The following is a 20,050-nucleotide window of genomic DNA, read 5'->3' on the forward strand; positions in this document are numbered from 1 at the left end:
GGGCAAGTGCCTTTCTCCAGCGACTCAGACCGCCCCGGTCGCCACCACGTGCACCGACGAGCCGAGATACTGGTGGACCACCTCATCGACGCTGTCGGCGTTGAACCGCGAGAGGTCAGTGCCGATCTCGGCCCGGAGCGCGTCGAGGTACGCCTCGTCGGCCCGGAGCTCCGAGAACGACAGCGACACCACCTCGACGCCGAGCCATTCGCTCGCGGCCGCCCGCAGCGGCGCCTCGTCGCCGACCTCGCCGTGCCAGAGCCGGTCGCGGAAGAACAGCCAGTCGATCCGCTCCGGGCCGGGTTCGACGCCCGGCGCGGGCGCGAACAGGCGCAGCGTCGTCTCGAACCGGTTCGGGTCGAGCGCGGCGCCGTCAGTCGGCACGCGGAACGCCGCCGCGAACGTGTAGGCGGCCTTCATCGGCGACCGCGCGGGTGGGGAGCCATCAGTACTCGCCGTCGGTGTAGTCCGCCAGCCGGAGATCCTTCTCGGTGACGTCGCCGACCTCGTGGGTGGTGAAGCGCACCTCCACCTCGTCGTAGCGCAGCGTGATCTCGGGTGGTGGAACTCCTCGTCGGCGAGGTCGGCCACGTCGTTCACGAACCGGACGGCGCTGCCGTAGTTGTCGAACTCGTACGTCCGGATGATCTCGTCGCCGTCGTACTCCCAGTGCTCGGGGAGCTTGCGCTCGATCTCGTCGGCCTCGAGTGGCTCTGCCATACTCGATAGTCGCACGGAAGGGAGGAAAAGGTTCGCCCGACGACTACTCGCCGGCGGACTCCTCGGCGGCGTCTGGCGCGCCCTCGGCGTCGACGACGTCGGTCGTGGGGTCGAACAGCTCCATCGCGGTTTGGATCGTGTTCCAGTCGTCCTCGCCGGCGGCCTCGCGCAGGCTCTTCGTCGGCGGCGCGAGCAGCTGGGAGACCAGCGAGTCCGCCAGCGCCTCGACGGTGTCGCGCTGGTCCTCGGTCAGGTCGCCCTGAGCCTCGAGCTTGGTGAGCGCGCGGTCGAGCTCGCGGGCCTTCATCCGCTCGGCGCCCTCGTACATGCCGCGGATCGCCTCGTCGGCGCGGGCCCGCTTGAGCGAGGAGAGCAGCCGGTCGTGTTCGTCGTCGATCATCGCCTCGACCTGCCGGGCCGCCGTCCGACGCTGTTCATGAGCGCGCTCGGTGACACGCTCCAGATCGTCGATGTCGTGGACGACGACGCCCTCGAGCGCGTCGGCCGCGGGGTCGATATCTCGCGGGCGGGCGATGTCGACACAGACCGCGTCGGCACCGTCGAGGTCGTCGGCGTCGAGCACCGCGTCGGGTGCGCCGGTCGCGGCGACGACGACGGCCGCGTCCTGGGCGGCCGTGGGTGCGGCAGCGAGGTCGACCGCCTCCGCGTCGACGCTCACGTCCTCGGCGACGTGTTCGGCGTTCGCCACCGTGCGGTTGGCGACGACGAGGCGGTCGACGCCCGCGCCGTCGAACGCGCGGGCCGCGAGCGTCCCCATCTCGCCGGCGCCCAACACGAGCGCCGTCGCGTCGTCGAGTTCGGCCTCGCGGGCCGCGAGTTCGACCGCGGCCGACCCCATCGAGACGGTGCCCTCGTTGATCGCCGTCTCGGTGCGGGCCCGTTCGCCGACGTGGACCGCCTTCAGCAGCGCCTCCTCGAGGACGGGGCCGAGCGTGCCGTCCTCGCGGGCGCGCTCCATCGCGTCCTTCACCTGGCCGATGATCTGGTCCTCGCCGAGGACTAGCGACTCCAGGCCGCTGGCGACCCGCATCAGATGGCGGATCGACCCCTCGTGGTCGAACTGCGTGACCGCTCCCTCGCGGACCTCCGGGGCGAAGTCGGCCAGCGCCTCCCGGCCGTCCGCGGCGGCGGCGGTGACGACGTACGCCTCCGCGCGGTTACAGGTCGCGATCACGACGCTCTCGTCGACGCCCGACCGGGCCGCGAGTCGCTGGGCGGCCGCGCTGGGGTCCTCCGGCGCTGCCGACTCCACCTCCTCGACGGTCGCGAGCGTGTGAGAGACGCTCACGCCAGTAATCACTCCGGTCACGTCTATCTCTCAGCGGAGATAACCGTGGTACTGGGTAAAAGGTTCCGGATACGGCGTGGGGGTGAGCCGAACGCGTTCGGCTCAGGGGACGGTCGTGACGCCGACGACGCCATCGAGCGCTTCGAGTTCGTCGGCGAGAGAGGACTGCTCGACGCCGGCCTCGTAGTAGAACACCAGATCGAACGTGCCCTCCCGGAGGAGCTGCTGGCACTCCCAGACGAACTCGTCGTCGGCGACGGTCTTGCCCTGGAACTGGTTGGACGCGAACTCCTCGCTGTCGTTGCCGGCGTAGATGTAGCTCTCACCTTTCTCGGCGTACTCGGCGATCACGTCGTTGATCGCCACGGTGAGTTCGTGCATCTCCAGATCCTCCTCACCCGCGAGGTCGGTGTGGACGATGCTGCCTTCCAGTTCGATCTCGCCCGGTTCGAGCAGGCGCTTGGCCCGTCTGTAGAGGTCGTCGTCGACGGCGTCGGCCATGCGAGTACTGGGGACGGCGAGGGTTTACGGGTGGCGGTTCGCGACAGGCCCACCCGATGGCGGGTCGCGTCGCCAGGAGATCAGGCCCCCGCGACGACGCCGACGAACACGCGAAAGGGCTATCCGGCCGCCGCGGGAACTGTGAGTGATGCGACTCCGGTACGTGATCCCGGCGCTGCTGCTGATACCGCTGGCCGACGCCATCCTGCTGGTGTTCGTCGCCCAGGAGATCGGCGCCGCCGCGACAGTGCTGCTGGTGGTGCTGACCGGCCTGATCGGGATGCTGCTGGTCCGCGCCGAGGGGCGCCACACGCTGGCCCGGATACAGCAGAAGGCCGCGCGCGGGGAGCCGCCGACGGACGAACTGTTAGACGGCGCGCTGCTGATCGCCGCTGGCGCGTTCCTGCTCACCCCCGGCGTGGTGACCGACGCGTTGGGGTTCCTGCTCACGATCCCGCCGACGCGCTACCCGATCCGGGTCGCGCTGAAGCGGTTCGTGGTCGTGCCCAAACTCGACGAGCAGACGGACGGGTTCGTCACCGGCGGCGTCTGGACGAGCGGCTTCCCGAACGACGGCGACGCCGGCGGGAACCCGTTCCAGGGGAACGGCGACAGCGGCCCGTTCGGCGGCGGGAACGCCGGCCCGTTCGACGGGACGGCGAACGACCAGTCCACCGACGCCGACGAAGCCGGCGACGTGTACGACGTGGGCGCCGACGAGTACCGGACGAAAGACGACGAGTGAGGCCAGAACCGGCCGCGGGCGCCACGGTCGGCGAAGAGAAAGCCTTAACAGATGCGCCGGCCAACGGTTGAATGCGCTCACCTGGGCCAATAGCTCAGTTAGGTTGAGCGCTCGGCTGATAACCGGGAGGTCCGCGGTTCAAATCCGCGTTGGCCCATCCACTTTCGGGCTGACTCCCCAGCCACCTAATCTGCCGCTCTACCGCTTTTGAGAGGCGTCGCCGCGTATCGACGGCGACCAGTATCGACGATACAGACGGGGTCCACTTGAACCGATAACTCCCCCTCGGGGAACACCTATGCAACTCGGTACAGATATATACACACTTGATCATGTCATTCGTGCACAAACACCACGTTCTTCTCGCCGGCCCACTGCCGTCGGCACTCACCCCGGCGGAAGAGCTCCACGAGCGCCTCCGTGACGCTGGCCTCGCGGTCAGTCACGCCGACTCGCTCGAGGACGCGGGTCGACACGTGAGCAGCGACGTGGTCGACGTGCTCGTCGTCGGCGCCAGGGGCGACGGCGCCCAGCAGCTCATCTCGGTGGCCGGCGACAACGCCGTGCCCTGTTGTGCGGTCAGCGACGAGACGGTACCGGGGGTGGATACCACCCTCTCCCTGTCGGGACCGAGCCCGGTGGCGCGGCTGATCGGCGTCGTCCACGAACTGACCCCGCGTCCCGACCGCGGCGAGGAATCCGGCGCCCCCGGACGGTCGCCGATCGGAGAACGGACAAGCGTTCCGCCGTCGACGGCTCGCGTGCTCGACGAGGCGCCGGTTGGGATCACCGTCGCCGACGTGACACACCCGGACCAGCCGCTCGTCTACGTCAACGACAAGTTCGTCGAGCAGACCGGCTACGACCGCGAGATCGCGATCGGCCGGAACTGTCGGTTCCTGCAGGGCCCAGCCACCGAGGAGGAGCCGGTCACGCGGATGCGTGAGGCCATCGACGCCGAGGAGCCGGTGCGGGTCGAGCTCCGGAACTACGACTGGGACGGGAACATGTTCTGGCAGGAGGTGTCGCTGGCGCCGATTCGGAATGACGCCGGGGCGGTGACTCACTACGCCGGGTTCCAGAACGATATCACGCAGCGAAAGCGCGCCGAACAGGCCGCCGAACGCCACCGGACGGCGCTCGCCGAGGAGCGCGAGACGCTCCGAACCCTGCTGGATCGCCTCGACGGCCTGGTCGAACCCGTCACCGGCGCAGTCGTCGAAGCGGGGAGTCGAACAGCGCTCGGGGAGTCGGCCTGTGCCCGACTCGGGGCCACCTACGCGGCCGCGTGGCTGGCCACGTACGATCCGGCCAGCGAGCGGATCGACCCCGAGTGGAGCACCGTCTCGACGCTCGACGCCGATCCCGCCGACAGTCTCGGCTCGGTGTCGATCCCCGACAACGACGCGCAGGCCACCCCCGACGGCGGGACGGCGCTGGACAGTGGCGTCGACGGCGCCGAACCCCCGAACCGGCGCTCCTCGCGACGGCGATCGCGGAACGAACCGTGGCGGTAGCCGAGGACGGGCGCTGGCGTTCGGGCGTTGGCGAGGTGGCAGCAGTCCCCGTCACGTATCGGGGGACGGTGTTCGGCGTGTTCTGTGTCTACACCGACGCGGCGATGTCGCTTGGCCGGGAGGAGCGGGCCGTGCTGTCGGCCATCGGCCGGACGATCGGCGTCGGCCTGAACGCTATCGACAGCCAGAGCTCGCTCACCACCGACAGCGGCTTCGAGGTGGCGTTCACCGTCGGAGCGCCGACGCTGCCACTCGTGCAGCTGGCCGACCGGGCCGACTGTTCGCTCCGACAGGCCGGGGTCGTGCCCGGCGACGACGGGCCGACAGTGCTCTGTACGGCCGTGGACGTGACGGCGGCCGAACTCCGCGAGGCCGCCGACGCCGTCGCCGGCGTCCGCTCGTGTCGGTGTGTCGCCGAACGCGCGGAGAACCCACTGTTCGCGTTCGCGCTGGGTGACTTGCCGCTGCTCGACGCCGTCAGGACCCACGGTCTGCGGCTCGCAGATCTCCAGGTCGACGCCTCCGGGGTGACGGTCGTCGCACGCGGGCAGCAGGAGGCAGGGGCGCGGTCTCTCGTCGACGAGCTCGAGTCCGAGTACGGACCCGTCGACGTGCGGGGGTTCAGGGACAGCCCGGCCCGGGAGACCACGCTGACGGAGTTCGTCGTCGACGTGGAGGAGCGCCTCACGGACCGACAGCAGCAGGCGCTCACCACGGCGGTCGCCGCGGGCTACTTCGAGTGGCCCCGCGAAACCGACGGCGACGAGCTCGCGGCCAGCTTCGGTGTCGCTCGCTCGACGTTCCACCAGCACCTGCGGGCGGCCCTCCGGAAGCTACTGGCGGCGTTCGACGACGCGATCGCGCGGTGAGCCTAACTGGTTGTGTACGACGTTTAGTCACATACACTCACAACCTCCACGTTGTAGCATGCCAAACCCAGGTTCAGAGCAGATATGGTTGTGGCTCGGTACCGTCGGAATGTTCGTCGGGATGCTGTACTTCATCGCCCGCGGCTGGGGCGAGACCGACGAGCGGAGACAGGAGTTCTATATCGTGACGATATTCATCACCGCCATCGCGTTCGTGAACTATCTCGCGATGGCGTTGGGGTTCGGGTTGACCACGGTCACCATCGCGGGTGAGGAACTGCCCATCTACTGGGCGCGGTACACGGACTGGTTCTTCACGACCCCGCTGTTGCTGCTGGACCTCGGCCTGCTGGCCGGGGCGACCCGTAACGAGCTCTCCAGCCTCGTCGGCCTCGACATGCTGATGATCGCGACCGGCGCCGTCGCCACCCTGTCGGCGGGGGCCGGCGCACTGAGCGTCGGTGCGCGCCGCCTCCTCTGGTGGGGCGTGAGTACGGGCTTCCTGCTCGTACTGCTGTACATGCTGTACGGCACGCTGGACGACCGCGTCGACCAACTCGGCGGCGACGTGCGGTCGACGTTCGAGACGCTCCGGACGCTCATCGTGGTCATCTGGTTGGTGTACCCGGTCTGGTGGCTCGTGGGCACCGAGGGGCTGAACGTCGTCGGTATCTACACCGAGACGGCAGGGTTCATGGTGCTCGACCTGGTCGCGAAGGTCGGCTTCGGGTACATCCTGCTGTCCAGCCGCAAGGCACTCGACGCCGTCAGTTCCAGCCAGTCGGCGGGCGGTGAGCCGGCCGACTGACCGGTCGGTGCCACGGTGACGGCGCCAGTCGACCCGGACGGGCGGCCGACCGGCGGCCCCCCGAACCGCCGAGACTTCCCCACCCAATGACCGGCCTCACGTACCCCCAGTTCCACGCGGCGTTCGTACTCCCGGCAGTGCTCACACTGCTCGCAGCGACGACGATTTCCCGTCGCCACGCCCCAGACCGGACCGTCTGGGTCCGGGGGCGACGCGGAGCTACTGGTTCGACGTGGCGCTACTGGTGACCGTGGCGGTGGTGTACACGACGCCGTGGGACAACTTCCTCATCGCACGGGGAGTCTGGGGGTACGGACCCGGACGGATCCTCGCCCGTGTCGGCTACGCACCGGTCTCGGAGTACGCCTTCTTCGGGGCGCAGACGGTCCTGACCGCGCTGTGGCTCTCCCATCTCCGGGCTGATCCGCCCGGAGCGAGCCACCGGGGCCGGCAGACCCGAACCCGCGAGCGCCTCCTCGGGGTCGGCCTCGCCGGCGCGATCGGCGTTGTCGGGCTCTGGTGCCTGCGGAGCGACCCCACGTTCTACCTCGGCGCCATCCTCACGTGGGCGGCGCCAGTGCTGGCGCTGCAGTGGGCCGTCGGCGCACCCGCACTGCTCGACCGCCGGCGGACGGTCCTACTCGGCGTCGCCGTCCCCACCCTGTACCTCTCGGTCGTCGATCGGATCGCCATCCACCAGGGGTCTGGGAGCTGTCGCCGACGTACACGACCGGCGTGACGATCGGGGGCCTGCCCGTCGAGGAGGCGCTGTTCTTCGTGGTTACGAACGTGTTCGTCGTGCAAGGACTCGTGCTCGCTCGCTGGGTCCGGGACAGATGGCGGTGAACGACGCCGAGGTCGCCGATGGGGCGCGCCGCGGGCTCGTTCGGGGGTGCTCGGGCGACCGATTCGCCTGCTGTTCGCCTGCCTGATCGTCGTCGCCGCCCTCGGCGGGGCAGTCGGGCTCTCGCTGCCGACGTGGGCGCGATACCTCCCGCTGGCGCTGAGCGTCGTCCTGTTCGGCCTGCCCCACGGCGCGGTAGACCACCTCGTTCCCTCCCGGCTCGGCGCCGACGGGGGCCGTTCTCGGTCGATCGGCCCTGGGTCGGCGCGGTGGGCGTCGGCGTGCTGTACCTCGTGGTCGGCGGGGCCTACGCCGTCTGCTGGCTGCTGGTGCCGCGGCTGGCCGCCCTGGCGTTTATCGTACTGACGTGGTTCCACTGGGGCCAGGGTGACGTGTGGGTGCTCCGGAGCCTCCTCGACGCCGAGCATCTCCACGCCCGGGCGGTGCGGTGGGGGACGCTGCTCGTCCGTGGCGGACTGCCGATGCTGGTGCCGCTACTGTTCGCCCCCGACCGCTACCGAACGGTGCTCTCGGCGTGGGTCGCGCTGTTCGGGGTTCGTCTCGAGATGCCGTGGCTGTTCACGCCCCGGACACGCGCTACGCTCGGGGTCGGGTTCGCCGTGCTCAGCCTCGGGACGCTCGCCCTCGGGCGACTGGCCGCCGGCGCCAGTGGGCGGCGACGGTGGCGAATCGACGCCGCGGAGGTCGGCCTCCTCTGGGCGTACTTCGCGATCGTCCCCCGCTGGTGGCCGTCGGGCTCTACTTCACCTGCTGGCACGCGCTCCGGCACATCGCCCGACTGCTGCTGCTAGCCCCCGACCGAGGGCCCCGGAAGGGTCGGTCGCGTTCGTCGTCTGGCTCTGGGGGCGGGGCGGCGGTTCGCCCGGGAGGCGGCGCCGCTGACGCTGCTCTCGCTCGTGCTGCTCGCGGCGTTCGGCGCCGTCGTGCCGGCGAGCGTGCGGACGGTGCCCGAGTACGCGGCGCTGTACCTGGTGTTCGTCGCCGTGGTGACGCTGCCCCACGTCGTCGTCGTGACGGCGATGGACTACGCAGAAGGGGTGTGGCGTGGCGTCGGTGGGGCCGACACCGCCCTGTGAGTCGGGTCGGCCGGGACGGCCCCGATCAGCCCGCCTAGAGCACCTGAACCGTCCGGTCCTCCCGCACTGGCGCGAGCGGCAGCTCCGGGAACGTCACCTCGACCACGAACCGGAGTTCGTCCGCGTCGGCGCCGAACACCGGCGCCGGCACCGTCTCCGAGTCGCCGAGATACGTCGCCGAGCCGGTCATCTCGGTGCCGTTGACCGTCACCCGGACGCCCACGTGGGCGCCGCCGCCCGCGTTGCGCACGGTCAGCTCGCACATCTCGTTCTCGCCGGCGGGAATCGAGTCGGGGAACTGGCCCCAGTCGACCGAGATCCGGGGGAGATCGGCCGCGGCGTCGACGACACGCTCGGCGACGCTCCGCGAGAGGTCCGCGTTGGTGAGTTGTTCGGCGCCAGCGTCGACCAGCGTCGCCGGCGAGGAGAACCCGGCGCTAGCGAGTGACTCCGCGCGGCCGGCGCCGACGCCCTCGACGGCGGTCAGCCCCACGGCTTCCCGTGGAACCCCGTGTTCCACGCGGGCCTCCATCCGGCGGACGAGGTTCGCCGCCCGCGGGCCGGCGAAGGCGGCGGCGAACTCCCGGAGCGCGGCGATCAGGCGGAGCGCGTTCTGCCGGATGATCCAGGCGTCCGAGCGGAGTTCGCTCGGCGTGCGGCCGTCGGTCGCGGCGTGGAGGATCGCGAGCACCTTGCGGTTGCCGTTCTCAAGGTCGGTCTCGACGCCGGCGCCGTCGAGCGCGCGGTCGATAGCCTCGGTCTCGGACTGGCGGGCCGAGACGGAGTCGAACTCGCCGGCGGCGGCGACGGCCTCGAGCACGTCGTCGCCGGAGAGGCGGTCGCGCTCACAGACCGCGCGGAACCGTTCGGCGGTGTCGAGCCGGAGGTAGTAGTTCGACGCCAGTCGGCCGAGCGTGGTGGCCTCGACGCCGAGGTCGTCGTCGGTCTCGACGAACCCCGAGTCGACGAGGCTCTCGACGGTCCCGCGCACGCGCTCGCGAAGGTTCTCGAAGTCGTACGCGTCGGGTTTCGACTGGGCGCGCACGTAGTAGAACGTCGTCTCGACCCACGACATCACGTCGTCGAGCCCTTGGATGGTGCCCATCGCCACCTCGGCGTTGAGGTGGGTCTCGATGTCGCCGGCGAGGGTGGACTCGATCTCCTTCCCCTCCCGGAGGAGGCTGCGGTACTTGTCCGCCTCGTCGGCGTCGCAGACCACCCAGCCGTAGCCCACGTCGTCGTACCCCGGGCGGCCCGCCCGGCCGAGCATCTGGAGCACGTCCAGCGGCGAGATGTCGACCTCGCCCTCCAGCGGGTCGTGGTACTTCGTGTCGCGGATCACCACACAGCGGGCGGGGAGGTTCACCCCCACGCGAGCGTCGAGGTGGAGAAGAGGAGCTGGATCTTCCCCTCCTTGAACCACTGCTCGACGAGGTCCTTGTCGTTGCGCGAGAGCCCGGCGTGGTGGAAGGCGACGCCGTCGACGACGGAGTGGCGGAGTTTCTCGTTTTCGAGCTCCTTGGCGGCGGTGTGGAAGTCGTACTCGCCGCGGGAGCCCATCTCGATCTCCCACTCGGTCGTCTCGTCGCGGGCCTTCTCGGCGGCGCGGACGGTGTCCTGCCGCGAGGAGACGAACACGAGCGACTGGCCCTCCTCGCGGATGTGCGGCTTCGCGAGGTCGAGCGCGCGGTAGAGCCGGCGGTACTTGTCCGCGAAGGAGTTCTCGCCGTGGCTGTACGTCTTGACGCCGGTCTCCAAGTCGACCGGGCGGTACTCGTCGCCGAAGGCGAACGTGCTCTCCGGCGGCGCGTCGAGCCACTCCGCCACGTCCTCGACGTTGGGCATCGTCGCCGAGAGCGCGACGATCCGGGGGTCACAGAGCCGGCGGAGCCGGGAGACGGTGACCTCGAGCACCGAGCCGCGCTTCTCGGAGTCGAGCAGGTGCACCTCGTCGATCACACAGCAGTCCACGTCGGTGATGAAGCCGTAGCGCGCCGACTCGTGTTTCCGGGTGGCCGAGTCGGTCTTCTCCGGCGTCATCACGAGGATGTCCGCGCGTTCCGCGCGGCGCGGGTCGAGGTCGCGCTCGCCGGTGACGACGTAGACGGAGTAGCCGAGCTCCTCGAAGCGGTCCCACTCGGCCTCCTTCTCGTTGGTCAGCGCCCGCATCGGCGCGATGAACAGCGCGGTGCCGTCCTCGCGGAGGGTCTTACAGATCGCGAGTTCGGCGAGGGCGGTCTTGCCGGAGGCGGTGGGCGCGCTCGCGACGACGTTCTCGTCGGTGTCGAGGAGTGCGGGCAGCGCCTCCCGCTGCATGGCGTTGAACTCCTCGAACGCGAACGCCCCGGCGAACTCCGGGACGACGTCGGCGACGCGGGCCGTGGCGTCGGAGCGCTGAGACACGAGCAGAAGCGGGCGGGCCACGGAGAAAGAGGTTTGGAAAGTCCCGGGCTGAGCGAAACCACCCGCCAGCGAGGAGAATATCTACGCGGACTGCGGCGCCAGTCGAAGCCACAGGGGTGAGTGCCTGACATCCCAGTCGAAGTACGCCACTGGGACGATCGTGGCGTCGGCGACGCCGAGGGGCGCCGTCGCGAGCGGTAACAGCCACCCGCGGACGCCCGACTACGGCACGACGATCGACATTCCAGTCGACGAGCTCGTGAGCGACGATCTCCGCGAGGCCGAGGATGGGTTAGAGGACGACGACGAGCAGGACCGTGCGTACGACAACGAACAGCGGCTGTTCGGCGCGAAATGGCTGCACTTCGTCCGCGAGCAACTCGCCGACGCGCCCAACCGATTCTCCCACGACTGGGACGGGTGGCTCTACGGCCTACTCGAAGAAGAGTAACGGTTTTTAATAAATCAACTAGATGTGTATAGAAACGCCAAACAGACCAACAATCAGCCCGATTATTCCAAATAATCTATAGATTTTGCACTTATCTGTAGACATAGAAATATTTCTAGTGTCGCCTTTCTTGAGTGCCTTGCGTAACCAGACAATTTTCTGCGGATAGATGATAAATACTGATCCCAAAATTATCAATAGCAAACTGTAAGGCAACGAGAATTGGACCATGCTATCAGGATACTATTCTTTATTTAAATATTTACCTCTTCCACCTTAGGTTACTAGAATTCCTATCTGAAAGAAAGTTTTATATCTATTGGTGTTAAGTGACTAATGAGGAAAATCATGAGAAAGATTAATCGGTGGCCATAATGAAATCAGCGGCTGCAAGCGGTATCGGTACTGCAGTACTGTCAGCACTCAGTTCTGGAGACGCTGCAGCAATCACTGGTGATGAGCCTAAGATGTTTAGTGATGCAGTCACCCACGTACTCAATACTGGCAATATTCTGGAACCAGCTGTCACCCAGAGTTCATCGATTGGCTGGTACGTGCCTACATCGGGCGAGCAGGATGATTACTGGAGGCACGAATTTGCGATATCAACTACTTCTAAGGCCTGGGATAGGCGATCTAGCGACGGTAGCTACGAGAGGGACGCAAGCCACATCTCTTCTCAACACTGGGATTTAGACATGAGTGGTACAACAAATAATTATGGGGCAGATTTCACACACTATACAATGAATGACGAGAAATACTGTGGATTCTACCCCCATCCAGATGAGGAGGTCCAGGGACTAGATATAGCAGATTTGCTATTTGACTCCTTAATTGGCGCAATAAATGCACCGGTAGGCGGTGTGATGGTAGCTGAAGACCTGATTCAATTAATGATACAAGATGTTCAGCAAGGCCTGAATAACGTGACAAACGGGTTCACGTTCGATAATGAACTCAATGAATATCATGAAAAGATGATTCAGTCACATCGCCTTGTAGTAGAAGTTCCATATGACGTGGACACGGATGATGAGGTAAAGGTCACAGCTTGGACTGGTGGGGAGGTTGGTACGGAAGTACAATTCACTCTGAACTTCACGTACTATGCAGATACAGCACCGTACAGTTCCGGTTCACAATATAATGTGGATTCAGGATATGAAGCCGACCCTCAGTATGGAGAAGATGGTGCAGATCCGGGTACACCAACGAAAGGGGAGGGTGCGGATCCCGAGACGCCAGCTACACTAAACCCGCGTAAGATGAGTAAGGAGCAGAAGCGAAAATACGGGGTCAAGAAGGTTGCTAGCGATAATTCGTCAGAAATGAAGTACAAAGCGACAAACCTCCCCCTGAGCGTCGAAATTGAGACTAAGAAAACGGACGGTGACTACTGAACAGACGTTCTGTAGCTATTAACGAACACTTGGAACTGCAGGACATAACGGTCCTGCCCCCTACTTTTGTATCCCACCCCGTCAAACGTTGACAGCATGCTGACCGACCTACAGGTGTTCGAGGAGACCCACCTCCCCGCCGCCTCGAGCATCGCGATGCCGAGGTCCAGCACCTTTCGCGGACTCTCAAATCGAAGTTTTCTCGGCCGCGCGGGCGGGCGCGGCTACGAGCCTGCGGTCGCGGTCGCGTCCGCGTTCGCCTCGGCGCTCGTGGCGTCCGCGCTCGATCCGCCCGCCGACTCGCCCGCCGACACGGCTGCGGTCGGCGACCCGTCGGAGTTCGTCTCGGCAGGTTTGGGCGGGCGCTTGACGAGGCTGCCGTCGGGCAGTTTCGCCTCGAGTTTCCGCTCGCCCTTCTTCGGGCTGTAGTCCACCCCGCGGTAGTGTTTCAGCGCGGTGGCGGGGTTTATCGCGGAGTACTCCCAGTGGGCGTAGCAGTCGGTCGAGCCGTCGTCACGGCGGAACGTCATCACGTGGAGCTGTTTCGTCGCGAGCAGACTCTCGCGCCAGACCCACGAGCCCTGCTCCGTGCGGCCGTCGGGGAGGGTCTTGTACGCCGAGAGGGGGTTGCACCGGAAGCCGTGTTCGTAGAGGAACGACTCCGCTTCCTCGGGCGTCACGTCCAGCGTGCCGGCGTACTCGTAGTAACCCACGGTGTAGGCCGCGTAGCCGATATCCAGCGCCCGGCCGGCCTTGTCGAGCAGCGGGATCGCGGTGCCGCGGACGAACTCCCAGAACTCCGCTTCGGGCCCGCGACGGCCCTTCTTCGCTTGATAGACGGTGATCAACAGGAACGCGCCGGCGACGACGGGTGCAGCGTACCGGATCGGGTTGTTCGTGACCGAGGAGACGATTTGCTCGAACATGACGGCGCCTTTGCAAGCACGGCACAGGAGAGAGCATTAAAACTGACACCGCGGCAGTGCGCCGCTAGCGCTAGTCGGCGGCCGCCACGTTCGCCGCGCGGCGCATCATCCCCTCGCCCGTCGCGTACTTGAAGTACACGCCGAGCCCCAGCGCGGCGGCGACGTTCGACCCCGTGACCGCCCAGAAGATCGCCTCCATCCCCCAGCCCAGCCCGGGCGCGAGCGAGAGCCCGAGGGCGCCGACGCCGAGGCCGGCCGGCAGCGCGAGCACCGCGATCGGGAGCCGGATCCCCCAGTACTTCACCAGGTCGACGATCAGGCTGGTCTTGGTGCGGCGGGCGCCGTTGAGTCCGGCGAGGAGCATGTACGTGGCGCCGATGGCCCAGTACCCGTACGCGAGTATCTCGAGGTACCGGATCGAGAGCGCTCGGCCCTGTTCGGAGAGGTCCGGCACGAACACGCCAGTGAGCAGCTCCGGGATCAGGAGCTGCACCGCGCCGATCACCGCCAGCGCGCCGGCGGCGATGCCGACGCCGAGCCATGTCGCTCGCCGGGCGCGGTCGGGGCGATCGGCGCCGAGGTTCTGGCCGACGACGCTCTGGCCGGCCTGCTGGAGCCCCTGTGCGGGGACGAACGCGATGGTCGCGACCCGGGCGCCGACGGTGTAGGCGGCCAACCCTGCGGCGCCGCCGACGACCGTGACGATCGCGACGACGACCAGCCGGACCGACTGGGCGGCCAGCCGCTGGCCCCCGCCGGCAGGCCGATATCCACCATCTCGCGGAGCTCGTCGAGGTCGATGCCGGCGTCGGCGAGCGACAGCGAGATCGAGCCGTGGTCGCCGGCCAGCCAGTAGAGGCCGAGCAGCATCGACATCGTGTAGCCGAGCACGGTCGCCAGCGCGGCGCCGGCGACGCCGTACTCGGGGAAGATCCAGACGCCGAAGATCAGCAGCGGGTCGAGCACGAGGTTGCCGCCGATCGCGAGGAAGTTGAGGTACATCGCCGTCTTGGAGTCGCCCGCGCCGACGAACCCCATCTCCACGGTGTCGCTGACGGAGGTGAGCGGGAAGAGCAGCATGTACGTCGAGAGGTACGCCGCGGCCTGGGGCGCCACATCCGGCCCCGCCCCGAGGAGGCGGACGATCGGGCCGGCAGTGGGCGCGACCAGCAGCGCGAGGGCGAGCCCGGCGACGAACGCGAGCGCGACCCCGTGGAACACCGCCTTCCGGGCGCCGGACTGGTTCTCGCCGCCGATACGCTGGGAGACGAGCACCTGCGTCCCGACCATCGCCGCCGTCAGCGGGACGAACAAAAGCGCCATGATCGGCTGGTTCAGGCCGACCGCGCCGACCGCGCCGTCACCCAGCCGCCCCAGCCAGAACACGTCGGCCGCGGAGTTGGCCACCTGTACGAGGTTCTGTGCGACCAGCGGCGCCGCCAACACGAGCAACGCCCGCGAGAGCCGCCCCTCGGTTATCTCCCCGGAATCGAGGTCGAACATCCGATATCGTACGCTCATTACCCACCGGGAACAAATACCTATTGGTTGTGAAACAAGTGGCCGGAACGGTCGAACGAACCGCACGCTTTTCACGAGCGCCGCCCCACTACTGGGTATGAGCAGCCGCAGGCGGAAACCCGACTGGCTGAAAAGCCAGCCGCCGACGGGGCAACGGTTCACCGACATCAAGCAGACGCTCCGGGATCGGGATCTCCACACCGTCTGTGAGGAGGCCAACTGCCCGAACATGGGCGAGTGTTGGAGCGGCCGTGACGGGCCCGGCACGGGCCCCGGGACGGCGACGTTCATGCTGATGGGCGAGCGCTGTTCGCGGGGCTGTAACTTCTGTGACGTGGCGACCGGCGGGATGGATCCGCTGGACCCCGACGAGCCCGAAAACGTCGCCGAGGCCGTCGGCGAGATCGGCCTCGACTACGTCGTGTTGACCTCCGTCGACCGCGACGACCTCGACGACGGCGGCGCCGCCCACTTCGCCGAGACGATCCGGGAGTGCAAGCGGCGCAACCCCGGGACGCTCGTCGAGGTACTCATCCCCGACTTCGGGGGCGACGAGGACGCGGTCCGGCAGATCATCGACGCCGAGCCCGACGTGATCGCCCACAACGTCGAGACCGTCGAGCGCCTGCAGTGGCCGGTTCGGGACCGCCGCGCGAACTACGAGCAGACGATGGACGTGCTCGAGCAGGTCGACCGCGAGTCCGACATCTACACCAAGACCAGCCTGATGCTCGGCCTCGGGGAGTACGATCACGAGATCTACCGGACGCTCTCGGATCTGCGGCAGGTGGGCGTCGACGTGGTGACGTTCGGGCAGTACCTCCAGCCCTCGCGCTCACACCTCGACGTGTTCGAGTACGTCCACCCCGACGCGTTCGAAACGTGGCGGCAGGTCGCCGAGGAGGAGCTCGGCTTCCTCTACTGCGCCTCGGGGCCGATGGTGCGCTCCTCCTACAAGGCTGGCGAACTGTTCGTCGACGCGCTCGTCCGTGACGGCAAGAGCCCCGAGCGCGCCCGTGAGGAGGCCCGCGCGGCCGCGGAGAGCTGAGTTCCCGTTCTCGCCGACGACGCTACCCACCAGCAACTATCGGTTAGCCAATAGGAATCCTTCCCGAACGTTCGTCCAGTTTCGTCGGCGGCGGCGTCCCTCCAGTGGAGAATCGGAGAGCGATAGCGATATAAACCAGAGATCTTCAACTCAGAAGCGTCCTTCTCAAAAGTACACAACTGAACCCGGGTGATTTCTGCCCATGATAAATATTTACGAAAGCACTATAACCGCGGCGAAGGAAATTCCGCCCTATGGAGAGGAGGGTGAAGCCGTGAGTACGATACAGCGCGATCCCGAGAACCGGGTGCAGGTGCTCGACGAGGACGGTAACCTCGTTGGCGAACCGCCGGATCTCGACGAGGACACGCTGATAGACATCTACCGGGACATGAAGCTCGCCCGGCACTTCGACGAACGGGCGGTCAGCCTCCAGCGCCAGGGGCGGATGGGGACGTACCCCCCGCTCTCCGGGCAGGAGGGCGCCCAGATCGGTTCGGCCCACGCGCTGGCCGACGACGACTGGATGGTGCCGTCCTACCGCGAACACGGCGCCGCGGTCGTGCGAGGGCTCCCGCTGAAGCAGACGCTACTCTACTGGATGGGGTACGAGGCGGGCAACGACGTGCCCGAAGACGCGAACATCCTCCCCGTCGCGGTGCCCATCGCGAGCCAGATCCCCCACGCGTCGGGGCTGGCGTGGTCCTGGAAGCTGCAAGGACACGACGACACGGCGGGCATCTGTTACTTCGGCGACGGCGCCACCAGCGAGGGTGACTTCCACGAGGGGCTGAACTTCGCCGGCGTCTACGACGTGCCGATGGTGTTCTTCTGTAACAACAACCAGTGGGCGATCTCGGTGCCGCGCGAGCGCCAGACGGCCTCGGAGACGCTGGCCCAGAAAGCCAACGCGTACGGCTTCGAGGGCGTGCAGGTCGACGGGATGGACCCGCTGGCCGTGTACAAGGTCACCCAGGACGCCCTGGAGAAGGCTCGGAACCCCGACGAGGATCAGCCCCGGCCGACGATGATCGAGGCGGTGCAGTACCGCTTCGGTGCCCACACGACCGCGGACGATCCCACCGTCTACCGCGACGAGGAGGAGGTCGAGCGCTGGAAGGCCAAAGACCCGATCCCGCGGCTGGAGGCGTACCTCCGGTCCGAAGACGTCCTCGACGACGACGCCGTCGCCGAGATCGAGGCGACGGTCGAGAGGCAGGTCGACGAGGCCATCGACGCCGCCGAGTCCGAGCCCCGGCCCGATCCGGAGGAGATGTTCGAACACGTCTACGCCGACCTCCCGCCGGAGCTGCAGGCACAGCGTGACGAGTTCGTCGCGACCGTCGACCGACACGGCAAGGACGCGTTCCTGGAGGAAGAATGAGCGAGACGCAGAACCTCACCCTGGTACAGGCAGTACGGGACGGTCTCGCGACCGAGATGGAACTCGACGACGACGTGGTCGCGCTGGGCCAGGACATCGGCGCCAACGGCGGCGTGTTCCGGGCCACGCAGGGGCTACAGGACGAGTTCGGCGAGCAGCGCGTGATCGACACGCCGCTCGCGGAGTCTGGGATCATCGGGAGCGCCATCGGTCTCGCGACCGGCGGCATGAAGCCGGTGCCGGAGATCCAGTTCTCCGGGTTCATGTACCCCGGCTTCGACCAGATCGTCTCTCACATGGCCCGGTACCGCACCCGGACCCGGAGTCGGTTCTCGCTGCCGATGGTGCTGCGAGCACCGTACGGCGGCGGCATCCGCGCGCCAGAGAGCCACTCGGACTCGAAGGAGACGTTCTACACCCACGAGGCCGGGCTGAAGGTGGTGATGCCGTCGACGCCGTACGACACGAAGGGGCTGCTGATCTCCGCGATCCGCGACCCCGATCCCGTCGTCTTCCTCGAACCCAAACTCATCTACCGTGCGTTCCGCGAGGACGTGCCCACGGAGGCGTACGAGGTGCCGATCGGCGAGGCCGCCGTCCGCCGCGAGGGGTCGGACGTGTCGGTGTTCACCTACGGCGCGATGACCCGGCCGACGCTCGAGGCCGCGGAGAACCTCGCCGAGGAGGGCGTCGACGCCGAAGTCGTCGACCTCCGGACCGTCTCGCCGATGGACCGCGAGGCCATCGTCGAGTCGTTCAAGAAGACGGGCCGCGGGGTCGTCGTCCACGAGGCGCCCAAGTCGGGCGGTCTCGCCGGCGAGATCACCGCCCTCCTGCAGGAGGAGGCGCTCGTCTATCAGGAGGCGCCGATCCAGCGCGTCACCGGGTTCGACGTGCCCGTGCCGCTGTACGCGATGGAGGACTACTACCTGCCCAACGCCGCGCGAGTGGAAGACGGTATCCGTGAGGCGGTGGAGTTCTGAACCATGACGGTCAAAGAGTTCAAACTACCCGACGTGGGCGAGGGCGTCGCCGAGGGCGAGTTGGTCTCCTGGCAGGTGTCGCCCGGCGACACCGTCAGCGAGGGCGACATCGTCGCCGAAGTCGAGACGGACAAGGCGCTGGTCGAGGTGCCCTCCCGCTACGACGGCACCGTACAGGAGCTGTTCGCCGAGGAGGGCGACATCGTCCCCGTCGGCGACGTCATCATCTCCTTCGAGGTGGCCGACGCCGACGAGGGTGACGCCGCCGCGGAAGCGCCCGACACCGAGGGCGAGCCCGGCGACAGCGTCGACGACGCGAAGACCGACACCGAGGAGGCCGCGGCCGCGGAGACGCCCGAGGGACGCGTGTTCGCGCCGCCGTCGGCCCGGAAGCTGGCCCGCGAACTCGGCGTCGACATCACCGAAGTCGAGGGCACCGGCCCCGGCGGCCGCATCAGCGACGCCGACGTGCGCGCCCACGCCGAGTCCGCCGAAGCACACGACGAGACCGCCGCCGAGACGGCCGTCACGCCCGGCGAGAGCGAGGCGCCGGCGGAGCCGACCGGCGCCGGCGTGAGCGAGACCGTCAGCGCGGACGCCGGCCCCCGTGCCGAGCGCGACACCACGCTCGCAGTCCCGGCGACCCGGGCGCTCGCCGAGGAGCTCGGCGTGGACATCCACGCGGTCCCGACCGAGAAGACCCGCGACGGCGAGGCGTTCGTCGAGGAAGCGGACGTGCGCGCGTTCGCCGAGCGCGCGGCGGAGCCGGCAGCGGAAGCCGGCGCCGAGGCCGAGGCGGGCGCGGAGGCCGCCACCGCCGAGCCAGCTCGCGAGGAGACCGTTCCCTACCGCGGGGTTCGCCGGACCATCGGCGAGCAGATGGCGACCTCGAAGTACACCGCGCCCCACGTCACCCACCACGACACCGCGGAGATCGACCAGCTGGTCGAGACTCGCGAGGAGCTGAAGGGGACCGCCGAGGAGAAGGGCATCCGCCTGACGTACATGGCGTTCGTCCTGAAGGCGGTCGTGGCGGGGCTGAAGGAGTACCCGATCCTCAACTCCGAACTCGACGAGGAGGAAGGGGTCATCCGCCTGAAGAACTACTACAACATCGGTATCGCCGTCGCGACCGACGCGGGGCTGATGGTGCCCGTCGTCGAGAACGTCGACGAGAAGGGGCTGCTGGAACTCGCCGACGAGGTGCAGGAGCTGGCGACGAAGGCCCGCGAGCGCAGCATCTCGCCCCAGGAGATGCAGGGCGGCACGTTCACGATCACGAACTTCGGCGCCTTCGGCGGCGAGTACGCGACGCCGATCATCAACTACCCCGAGACGTCGATCCTCGGCCTCGGCGCCATCGAACAGCGCCCGGTCGTCGACGACGGCGAGGTCGAAGCAGCCCACACGCTGCCGCTCTCGCTGGCGATCGACCACCGGGTCATCGACGGCGCCGAAGCCGCGAAGTTCACGAACACGGTGAAGGAATACCTGGCCGAGCCGACGAAACTACTGCTCTAA

At 67.5% G+C, this 20,050-nt stretch carries 17 protein-coding genes, 1 tRNA gene and 4 pseudogenes; 15 read left to right on the plus strand and 7 right to left on the minus strand.

The window, feature by feature from the left end; genetic code table 11:
- Nucleotides 1–24: 24 nt before the first annotated feature.
- The 4 genes and pseudogenes from lwrS to SY89_RS02035 all read right to left on the minus strand — a co-directional run bounded on the left by lwrS (nucleotide 25) and on the right by SY89_RS02035 (nucleotide 2,530).
- Nucleotides 25–420, minus strand: coding sequence for an LWR-salt protein (gene lwrS / locus SY89_RS02020; RefSeq protein WP_054582950.1), 396 nt, complete (start codon nucleotides 418–420; stop codon nucleotides 25–27).
- A gap of 25 nt (nucleotides 421–445) precedes the next feature.
- Nucleotides 446–720: pseudogene (locus tag SY89_RS02025) on the minus strand (4a-hydroxytetrahydrobiopterin dehydratase).
- A 43-nt stretch (nucleotides 721–763) separates the two neighbouring features.
- Complete coding sequence (hemA, locus tag SY89_RS02030; protein WP_054582951.1) at nucleotides 764–2,056, minus strand: glutamyl-tRNA reductase; 1,293 nt, start codon at nucleotides 2,054–2,056, stop codon at nucleotides 764–766.
- A 75-nt stretch (nucleotides 2,057–2,131) separates the two neighbouring features.
- Entirely contained in the window at nucleotides 2,132–2,530 is a 399-nt protein-coding gene (locus SY89_RS02035) for a DUF5778 family protein (protein WP_054582952.1), read from the minus strand.
- A 148-nt stretch (nucleotides 2,531–2,678) separates the two neighbouring features.
- On the opposite strand from SY89_RS02035, the gene SY89_RS02040 reads away from it, so the two are divergent.
- The 9 genes and pseudogenes from SY89_RS02040 to SY89_RS18935 all read left to right on the plus strand — a co-directional run bounded on the left by SY89_RS02040 (nucleotide 2,679) and on the right by SY89_RS18935 (nucleotide 8,410).
- Nucleotides 2,679–3,275: an FxsA family protein gene (locus SY89_RS02040; RefSeq protein WP_054582953.1), complete on the plus strand. Its 597-nt coding sequence runs from the start codon at nucleotides 2,679–2,681 to the stop codon at nucleotides 3,273–3,275.
- Between the two features lie 83 nt (nucleotides 3,276–3,358).
- Nucleotides 3,359–3,432, plus strand: a tRNA-Ile gene (locus tag SY89_RS02045).
- Between the two features lie 175 nt (nucleotides 3,433–3,607).
- On the plus strand, nucleotides 3,608–4,792 hold the full coding sequence (locus SY89_RS02050) for a PAS domain S-box protein (RefSeq protein WP_054582954.1): 1,185 nt from the start codon (nucleotides 3,608–3,610) through the stop codon (nucleotides 4,790–4,792).
- Entirely contained in the window at nucleotides 4,783–5,661 is an 879-nt protein-coding gene (locus SY89_RS02055; protein WP_054582955.1) for a bacterio-opsin activator domain-containing protein, read from the plus strand. The genes SY89_RS02050 and SY89_RS02055 overlap by 10 nt, the downstream gene beginning before the upstream one ends.
- 58 nt (nucleotides 5,662–5,719) lie before the next feature.
- The gene (locus SY89_RS02060; RefSeq protein ID WP_080506568.1) at nucleotides 5,720–6,469 is read left to right on the plus strand and encodes a bacteriorhodopsin; all 750 of its coding nucleotides are present in this window, start codon (nucleotides 5,720–5,722) and stop codon (nucleotides 6,467–6,469) included.
- A gap of 244 nt (nucleotides 6,470–6,713) precedes the next feature.
- Nucleotides 6,714–7,208 (plus strand): lycopene cyclase domain-containing protein, encoded by a 495-nt coding sequence (locus tag SY89_RS02065; RefSeq protein WP_204374408.1) that lies wholly within the window; start codon nucleotides 6,714–6,716, stop codon nucleotides 7,206–7,208.
- Nucleotides 7,209–7,361: 153 nt separating this feature from the next.
- Complete coding sequence (locus SY89_RS17000) at nucleotides 7,362–7,679, plus strand: hypothetical protein (RefSeq protein WP_189319090.1); 318 nt, start codon at nucleotides 7,362–7,364, stop codon at nucleotides 7,677–7,679.
- Nucleotides 7,607–8,091: pseudogene (locus tag SY89_RS18930) on the plus strand (Brp/Blh family beta-carotene 15,15'-dioxygenase); the annotation flags it as partial. The gene SY89_RS17000 and the pseudogene SY89_RS18930, both read left to right, overlap by 73 nt.
- Nucleotides 8,092–8,173: 82 nt before the next feature.
- Nucleotides 8,174–8,410, plus strand: coding sequence for a Brp/Blh family beta-carotene 15,15'-dioxygenase (locus SY89_RS18935; protein ID WP_275575415.1), 237 nt, complete (start codon nucleotides 8,174–8,176; stop codon nucleotides 8,408–8,410).
- Between the two features lie 34 nt (nucleotides 8,411–8,444).
- On the opposite strand, the pseudogene SY89_RS02080 reads toward SY89_RS18935, so the two are convergent.
- Nucleotides 8,445–10,813, minus strand: a pseudogene (locus tag SY89_RS02080) (DEAD/DEAH box helicase).
- A 160-nt stretch (nucleotides 10,814–10,973) separates the two neighbouring features.
- Here SY89_RS02080 and SY89_RS02085 point away from each other — a divergent pair.
- Nucleotides 10,974–11,264: a hypothetical protein gene (locus SY89_RS02085; RefSeq protein ID WP_054582959.1), complete on the plus strand. Its 291-nt coding sequence runs from the start codon at nucleotides 10,974–10,976 to the stop codon at nucleotides 11,262–11,264.
- 374 nt (nucleotides 11,265–11,638) lie between these two features.
- Entirely contained in the window at nucleotides 11,639–12,667 is a 1,029-nt protein-coding gene (locus tag SY89_RS16365; RefSeq protein WP_189319092.1) for a hypothetical protein, read from the plus strand.
- Between the two features lie 224 nt (nucleotides 12,668–12,891).
- Here SY89_RS16365 and SY89_RS02095 read toward each other — a convergent pair whose 3' ends face one another.
- Together SY89_RS02095 and SY89_RS19455 are read right to left on the minus strand one after the other, a co-directional pair.
- Nucleotides 12,892–13,593, minus strand: coding sequence for a hypothetical protein (locus tag SY89_RS02095; RefSeq protein WP_054582961.1), 702 nt, complete (start codon nucleotides 13,591–13,593; stop codon nucleotides 12,892–12,894).
- A 70-nt stretch (nucleotides 13,594–13,663) separates the two neighbouring features.
- Nucleotides 13,664–15,096: pseudogene (locus SY89_RS19455) on the minus strand (MATE family efflux transporter).
- A 115-nt stretch (nucleotides 15,097–15,211) separates the two neighbouring features.
- Between SY89_RS19455 and lipA the strand changes: the two are divergent.
- From lipA to SY89_RS02120, 4 genes are all read left to right on the plus strand, one after another.
- The gene (lipA, locus tag SY89_RS02105; protein WP_054582962.1) at nucleotides 15,212–16,162 is read left to right on the plus strand and encodes a lipoyl synthase; all 951 of its coding nucleotides are present in this window, start codon (nucleotides 15,212–15,214) and stop codon (nucleotides 16,160–16,162) included.
- A 274-nt stretch (nucleotides 16,163–16,436) separates the two neighbouring features.
- Nucleotides 16,437–17,546 carry a pyruvate dehydrogenase (acetyl-transferring) E1 component subunit alpha gene (gene pdhA, locus SY89_RS02110; RefSeq protein ID WP_054582963.1) on the plus strand — a complete coding sequence of 370 codons (1,110 nt, stop codon included), beginning with the start codon at nucleotides 16,437–16,439 and terminating at the stop codon, nucleotides 17,544–17,546.
- The gene (locus SY89_RS02115) at nucleotides 17,543–18,529 is read left to right on the plus strand and encodes an alpha-ketoacid dehydrogenase subunit beta (RefSeq protein ID WP_054582964.1); all 987 of its coding nucleotides are present in this window, start codon (nucleotides 17,543–17,545) and stop codon (nucleotides 18,527–18,529) included. Before pdhA ends, SY89_RS02115 begins: the two co-directional genes overlap by 4 nt.
- 3 nt (nucleotides 18,530–18,532) lie before the next feature.
- On the plus strand, nucleotides 18,533–20,050 hold the full coding sequence (locus tag SY89_RS02120; RefSeq protein ID WP_054582965.1) for a dihydrolipoamide acetyltransferase family protein: 1,518 nt from the start codon (nucleotides 18,533–18,535) through the stop codon (nucleotides 20,048–20,050).

The sequence above is a fragment of the Halolamina pelagica genome (assembly GCF_001307315.1).
Lineage (GTDB): Archaea > Halobacteriota > Halobacteria > Halobacteriales > Haloferacaceae > Halolamina > Halolamina pelagica_B.